A 7740-nucleotide genomic window follows, 5' to 3' on the forward strand; every position below is an offset into this window, starting at 1 on the left:
ATAAGGATGCACCAAGCACAGATGCTATAGCGATATCTCTGAACATACCAAGTATTCTTGACAAGAAAGTAGCTGATGCAGTGACAGCACCTGATTTTAGTAGTTTTGATTTTTTCTGATTGTTAGCTGTTGTCTGATTCACGGTTATATCTCTAAAAAATTTAATGACAAAATTCTATCACAAATGAAATGCTCATAACGTTTTGTCAGATTATTTGAAAAATTTATACATGATATTGTTGTGTTTAACTTTGTGGAAAATTCATAAAAACAAAAAAGATGAGAAAGAGTGATATGACAATAGAAGAAAAAATGTTGATTAAAAAATGTTACTTGTTAATTTTTGAATTAGGAAAAAGTTAGCAAAATCAATAAAAAAAATAATTAATTTTCATTTGAATAAAAAATGTCAGCCTAAAAATGTCACTTTCAGAATTGTAAAAAAAATGTAGAATCTGGAATGAAAATTAATGAGGAAAAAATCTGTGGGAAACTCTGTGGATTGAGTGGAAAACTGTGGGAAACCTATTAAAAATCACGAACTCAAACTTGTGGGAAACTTTAATAAAAATGAAAATTAATAAATTATTTTCTTGAATATCAATAGGATAATAAATTATTGAAAATTGTGAGCGATTGTGCAGTAAAAAAATGGTGCAAAAAATTAAAAATCGCATTGCTAAGCCACTTTTGTTTTTTGAGAATATAGGCTTAATAAATAAAGTATATAAGGAAAATGTTATTATAAATCAATAGAATAAAATTTATAAGGCTTCTGTCAACATGCAAAAAAATACCCTTAATTACAAATTTGAAAAAAACACATAATATTTATTTTTTATTATTTTCTGTGGGAAACTCTGTGGGAATAAAAATTTTGACTTTTTTCTAATAGTTGGTATATATCAAAATTTTTTCCTAATCAGTATTTATTACTAATTAAAAATACTTATAAAACAGTATGATAGTGAAGAAACAAAACTTTAAATTAAAATTTTATGCCTGTGGGAAACTCAAAAATTCTTTTTCCACAGTTGTGGGAAACTTTTTTTAATTTTCCATAAAACTGGTCATTTTCCTTATTAAATAGCATTTCTTTACTTCTGGTTGTGGGAATTTAAAATTACAGATTTATAAATATAAAAGTTAATAGTATTGACGAAAAGTGTATTAAATAAAACTAATAAATATATAGAAAAAATTTTCAAAAGAAAATTAATTAAAATTATTCTTTGTAGAACAGTAAGTTAGAAAAAATGAAAATTTTATCTTTAGTTATAATTTTCATTATTTATACATTCATTAATCTATTTTTTTTGTTTTATGAATTTATTTGAATTATTACTTTTCCACAATTTTGTGGGAAACTCTGTGGGATGTGGTTGTTTTTGTGGGAAAAGTGCTATGTAAAGCCATTTCTATTTGTGGGAAACTTTTTTATCTTTAGAAAAATATCTTTAATTTTCAAATTGATATGATTGTTTTTAACTTCATATGCTTTTTATCAAATGGTGTCGTAAAAAAACATCCTTTAGGATGGTGTATAAGACGTAAGATCAGTATGTTTTTTTTTTGCTTTCTATGTACTATCTGTTAATCAAAATGCCACGCATTACATGAAAGAGCAAAAATGATGACTTAAAGTTTTTTATTACCGTATCTGTAAGTAACAAGTGATTTATTTTTGCTATTAGTATAAAATTGTAAGACACAGTAACGGTATTTAATCTAATGGCTGAAGAATCACAGAATCTCTCAGAGATCTTATTTAAACCAAAGTTTGTATATAAGGAAACATCCACCATATCTAATGGAGGATGTCCTTTGCCTAAAATTATTAGGCAGGATAATTCGTTTGGTTTTACAAAGAATTTCTACAGACCTTTATTAAGATATGAATGGGTTCTGTCAGGTGGAAATGCCCTTGATATTGATGAAGCTCTTTCTAAAATAAGTGTTGCAAAAGGCCATAGAACCCGCGAATGCTTTGATACCATTGAAGACTATGGTCCTGGTAACTGGATTTATGAATTCAGCTCAATTGCTCAAAAGAGAGTGAATCTTGCTCATGAGAATGAGGCTAATCGCGAATATGATAAGGCAAGTCATAACTATAGAATGGCTTCAAGATATTTTTCCATTGCATCATTTCCTAATTTAAAGGGGGATACTTTAGCTCTTCAGGCAGATGCACTTAGCCGTTCAACCTACAAGCAGATGTTTAAGGTGGATAATTCTCTTGGTTACCTCAAAGAAGAAACATTCAAGGTTGATTCAAAAGATGTAAAAGGATATCTGCATCTTCCTTCATATAACGGCGTTTTTCCTTGTGTTATCTGTGTTTGCAACTATGAATTTGGCCCAACCTCCTTTTTCAGAATGTATAACAACTTTTTTAAAAAGGAAAAAATTGCAATTTTTGTTGTAGAACTTCCTGGTACAGGAGAGTGCGACAAGCTTACACTCAGTGAACATTTATCTGCAGTTACTGAAAGTGCAATTGATCATGTCAAAACACTTAATAATGTGGATTCAACAAAAATTGTTCTATTAGGTTCAAGACTTGCTGCAACATCATGTATGAGAGCTGCTGTTCTAAAACGCGATGATATTAAAGCTTTGTGCGTTGTGTTCCCATATATACACAGTGTATTTACAGATGCATCACTTTTAAAATCATTCCCTTTATGCCTCAGATCATCTCTGTGTAATCGTCTTGATCTTGATGCTAGTTCATGGGATACGGTTATCCCTCAGCTAAAAGCTCTTTCCTTAAAGGAGCAGGGCCTTATCGGTGCCGGTACAAAATGTTATTTTGACACCTATGTCGGATGCGCAAGAAAATCAGTTGTCACAAAACAGGATGAACTTCTTTTGAGTATGACATTTGAGCATCTGCAGATAGATGAATATGAAAACGGTGTTGCTGATATTACCGATAAAATAATGTTTGATGGAATATGTCAGTTTCTAAAAAAACAACTGTGTGAATAAATCTTAGGACAGGAAATGACCTCACTTAAAAACAAACGCATAATAATCAAGTTAGGTACTAGTACTCTTACATGTGGAATGAATCATTTGAATCGTGCCCATATGCTTGAGATTGTACGTACCGTTTCTAAACTGATAGAGCAGAAAGCTCAGGTGATTTTAGTTTCATCTGGTGCAATTGCTGCAGGCCGTGAGTTTTTAGGTTACCCCGATCTTCCAAAAGATGTTAGATACAAGCAGATGCTTGCATCAGTAGGTCAGGTAAAGCTTATTGAAGAATGGGAAAAACTGTTTTCAATCTACAATCTTAAGGTAGGTCAGATCCTAATAACCAGAGCAGATCTTGACAGCCGCGAGCGTTATCTGAATGCAAGAGATACCCTCTTTGCGATGCTTGAGATGGGAGTAATTCCTATCATTAACGAGAATGATGCTGTATCAATTTCTGAAATCAAGGTTGGTGACAACGACAATCTTGCTGCTTTATCAGGCGTTCTAGTTGAAGCTGATCAGGTTATTTTGCTAACCGATCAGAAAGGTCTTTACACTGGCGATCCTAGAAAAGATAAGAATGCAAAACTTATAAACAGTGTTGAAAAGATTGATGAGCACATCATTGAGATTGCAGGAGGATCTGGAACAACTCTTGGAACTGGTGGTATGGCTACAAAGATTAAGGCAGCATCAGTTGCAACAGAGGCAGGTGTTGAACTTGTCATTGCATCAGGCGCTGAACCTTCAATAATTCTTGCTCTTGCAAAGGGTAAAGGAGAAGGTACTTTCTTTAAACCATCATCAAAACCAGTGCTGGCAAGAAAATCATGGATTAGTACTGCAACAAGAGCACAGGGTACTATCGTTGTTGATGACGGTGCTGTCAAAGCACTACTGAACAAAGGCTCTTCACTGCTTCCAAAAGGTATTGTTAAAGTTGAGTCTGATTTCCTTCGCGGAGCAACAGTTTTAGTCGCAGATGAAAAGGGTAATGTTCTAGCTAGAGGACTTACCCGTTATTCATCTGACGAATTAAATCTTATCTGTGGTAAGCATTCTGATGCTTTTGAGCAGATCCTTGGTTTTACTCATGGTGATGTTGCAATTCACCGAGACGATCTTGTAATAGTGAAATAAAATGTTTGATATTGTAAAAGTTGCTAAGGATGCAAAAAAGGCATCATACTCATATGGTCTTTTAGACACTAATACAAAAAATGCAGCTCTTTTAGCTGTTGCAAAAAGCCTTCGAGAAAATGAAGACAAAATTTTCTCTGTAAACGCTGTAGATGTAGAGAATGCCAAAAAGGCTGGTTACTCAGAAGCTTTAGTAGACAGACTTACCATTACAAAAGCAAGATTTGAGGAAATGGTTTGCGGTGTTGAAAAGGTTGTAAAGCTTTCAGATCCTGTTGGCAGAATCTATGATGGTAGGACCGTTGAAAGTGGTCTTCAGATTGTTAAAAAGTCAGTACCATTCGGTGTAATCGGTGTGATTTTTGAGTCAAGACCAAATGTAACTGTTGATATTGCAGCCTTGTGTATTAAATCAGGAAATGCTTGTATTTTACGTGGTGGTAAAGAGTGTCTTGCAACTAATGTTCTTTTACATTCAATTATTGTCAAGGCTTTAGAAAGTGCAGGTTTAGATCCTAATGGTGTTAGCCTGATATCTGATACAGACAGAGAAATTGTATCAAAGATGCTAAAACTCTCTGACTATATCGATCTAATTATTCCAAGAGGTGGTGTTGCACTGCAAAGAATGTGTCAGGAGAATTCATCAATTCCTGTAATTATTGGTGGTTTTGGTATCTCTCATATTTTTGTTGACAAGAGTGCTGATCTATTAAAGAGTGCAGATATTGTGTTCAATGCTAAAACACAGAAACCATCAGCATGTAACAGCCTTGATACACTGCTTGTTCACAAGGATGTGGCAGAGCAGTTTATTCCTTTAGTCAGTCAAAAACTCAAAGAGAAAAAGGTTACTCTTGTAACTCACAATGGTGCTGACAGATATCTTGCTGATTATCCTTACAAACAAGAAGGTGATGATGAATCATTCTTTGAGGAGTTCTTATCTCTGAAGATGAATATCACCATTGTAAATGATATCTATGAGGTAATTGAGCATATGAGAGTTCATAATGCCCAGCATTCTGATGCAATTCTTACTGATTCAGCATCAAATGCAAAGTTATTTGCATCAGCAGCACCTAGTGCCTGTGTATATGTTAATGCTTCTACAAGATTCTCTGATGGTGGTCAGTTTGGTCTTGGTGCAGAGGTTGCAATTTCTACTCAGAAGATGCATGCAAGAGGTCCTATGGCTCTTGAGGAGCTTACAACATATCAGTATGTCTGTCAGGGTGACTATCTGACCCGTAAATAAGGTCAATTAACTGAATCATAGACTATGATTTTGTAGGTCTTTTACGATATATCCATACTCATTTGATTAGGTCCGATCTTGGATCGGACTTTATGGTACCATTGCGAAGTCACTTTTAGATTTTTCATCATAGTACTCATTTTCTGCATTATCTATTCTGCACATCTGTATGTAGGTAATAGCTGAACTTTCACATATATCGATAGCAGATAGGATTACATTATTCATTGTTCCTTTACTGTATCATTTGTATATGTTTAATGTAGGCGTCACTTTATATAGATTCAATGTAGAAAGAATCTCACTATAAATCAACTTTCTTATACACTGTGATCTGACGTTTGTCCTTATCACCATTGAAAACGCAGGCAATTTGTAATAGTTCTCTGTCTTGAAGATTTTCAAGACCGTAGTTCTTTTCTATAATCTGCTGTTCTGCATCCTTGAGTTTTTGCTGTTCTTCACTTGTTTTAACAGTGTATTTCAGTTCTAGCACAACTCTGCGTTTAGAGAAGTTTACAAGAATGTCGCTTCTGCCTTTACAATTGTGCTGTTCGATTCTAACATCAAGATTTCTACCTAAAAGGTATACTTGTAGTAATGCTCTAAGAACAGACTCATTATCAACTGGATATTTATCGTATGATAAGGTTGATAAGACATCGTTGAACAGAGCAATAATATCTTCAACAGTGCCATTTTCAAAAACGTATCTGTTTTTTAATGAAAACGCAGAATTATTAGTATCAAATATTTTTAAACTTAGCAGAAGGAATAATGCTGTTCTAACTTCTCTGTTAGCTGGACCTAAGATTATGTCATAACCAGGCACAATTTCAGATCTTAAAGTTAAATATCCGGTCTGACACATCAGAACATTTTCATTGATATCAATGAGAGATGTAGGGTTCATAAAATCGTTGTAAGGAATTTCAATTTCTGAATTAAGTAGTCTGTTTATATTCAGATTATGAGATTCCATATAGTTCATAAGAATTGATGGAAGACCTCCTACATCGTACCAATAATCTCCGAAATAAACTTCTTTATCGGAAACTATACTATGCAGAAAATTATTAACGGAATAGGTGGAAAATACCTTGTTATGATATTTTCTATCAAAGCAGTAACTATCATAATGCTCTGCAATCCTATCAAGGAATTGCTCAATATCAATATCTGTTACGGAATCAATATCTACACCTTTCTCATAGCTAGCACCAAGCTTCAGATAATCAATATAAAATTTTCTTATCTCCTCTCTTGTAAAACCAATCATCTGAGAAAAGAAATGATCATAGCTTAAATCTAGAATATCTGATCCAACTGAGAAAATAGACTCATCCTTGAGTCTGGTTACTCCGGTTACAGCCATGAATTTGATCTGCTTTTTTCCTTTAATCACGCCATAGAAATCTCTGATACAGAACCTGAACTTATCATAGAGCTCTTTATTATTAATATTTGCTGTTAGCTGACGATCATATTCATCAATTAGAAGAACTATCCTCATTTGATCCTGCATAACAGTAAAAATATTTCTAATCAGATTAGAAGGTTCATTGTCGTCGGTATAGTCTGTAATATTGTTTAGTCTTGCAAAATCACGAATCGGCTGACATAAACTTTTCTTGAAAGCATTTAAATCAGTTGCTGAGTATTCAAGAAAACTCAAATGAAGAACTGGATATTTTTCCTGATTCCATTTGTCATAAATCCATGTTCCTTTAAAATACGGATCAACACCTTTTTCAAAAAGAGTTCCTATGGTGTTTAGAGTAAGTGATTTACCAAAACGACGAGGACGTGAAAAGAAAACTCTCTTGTAATTCTTAACAAGATTGTAAATATATTCAGTCTTATCGACATAAATAAAATCACTATCTAAAAAATCTTCAATGTTTTCAGACTGAGCTATAATTTTCATGAATTCGACCTACATTATGTATTACTGTGATAATTATAGCCTTTATGTTTAAACAATCAGATTTTTTCCCTATAATTTTTATGATTATGGCTAAATTTTGAATCATCGCTATGTTGGCACTTTAAAGTAAGAGTAACCGAAAAAAGCATAATTCATGTTTTCTCTGCTCAATAAGGTAGACTGTTAACAATAAAAAGAGAAGTCTTGCAGAAAATAAAGGAACTCCTTTAAAAAAGGCGCTGTTTTAGTAAGTTTATTTTCATTGCTATTGAATTAAATCGGTTATCTGTAAATTTTACCCTAAACTCCGCAGGTCATAGTTACTAATTTTTGACCTGCTTTTTAGGGTAAGCAATTTTAAACAGATCAAAGAGATCTCTAGTTTTCTTAGGGATCTCTTTTACTATCCAAACACCGCGTCCAGCAGGCT

The 7740-nt window shown here is 33.3% G+C and carries 5 protein-coding genes; 3 read left to right on the forward strand and 2 right to left on the reverse strand.

What is annotated here, in order from left to right; all coding sequences use genetic code 11:
- Window positions 1-1731 precede the first annotated feature (1731 nt).
- From ACJML3_RS08900 to ACJML3_RS08910, 3 genes are read left to right on the forward strand one after another with little or no spacing between them, the layout of a single operon-like run.
- Window positions 1732-2994, forward strand: coding sequence for an alpha/beta hydrolase (locus ACJML3_RS08900; protein WP_406022483.1), 1263 nt, complete (start codon window positions 1732-1734; stop codon window positions 2992-2994).
- 15 nt (window positions 2995-3009) lie between these two features.
- Window positions 3010-4125, forward strand: coding sequence for a glutamate 5-kinase (proB, locus tag ACJML3_RS08905; protein ID WP_219937006.1), 1116 nt, complete (start codon window positions 3010-3012; stop codon window positions 4123-4125).
- Window position 4126: 1 nt separating this feature from the next.
- Window positions 4127-5383 (forward strand): glutamate-5-semialdehyde dehydrogenase, encoded by a 1257-nt coding sequence (locus ACJML3_RS08910; RefSeq protein ID WP_406022485.1) that lies wholly within the window; start codon window positions 4127-4129, stop codon window positions 5381-5383.
- A 90-nt stretch (window positions 5384-5473) separates the two neighbouring features.
- Here ACJML3_RS08910 and ACJML3_RS08915 read toward each other — a convergent pair whose 3' ends face one another.
- Together ACJML3_RS08915 and ACJML3_RS08920 are read right to left on the reverse strand one after the other, a co-directional pair.
- Window positions 5474-5611 carry a hypothetical protein gene (locus tag ACJML3_RS08915; RefSeq protein WP_406022487.1) on the reverse strand — a complete coding sequence of 46 codons (138 nt, stop codon included), beginning with the start codon at window positions 5609-5611 and terminating at the stop codon, window positions 5474-5476.
- Window positions 5612-5687: 76 nt separating this feature from the next.
- Window positions 5688-7310 (reverse strand): AAA family ATPase, encoded by a 1623-nt coding sequence (locus ACJML3_RS08920; RefSeq protein ID WP_406022489.1) that lies wholly within the window; start codon window positions 7308-7310, stop codon window positions 5688-5690.
- Window positions 7311-7740: the final 430 nt, after the last annotated feature.

This window comes from Succinivibrio sp., from assembly GCF_045124615.1.
Lineage (GTDB): Bacteria > Pseudomonadota > Gammaproteobacteria > Enterobacterales > Succinivibrionaceae > Succinivibrio > Succinivibrio faecicola.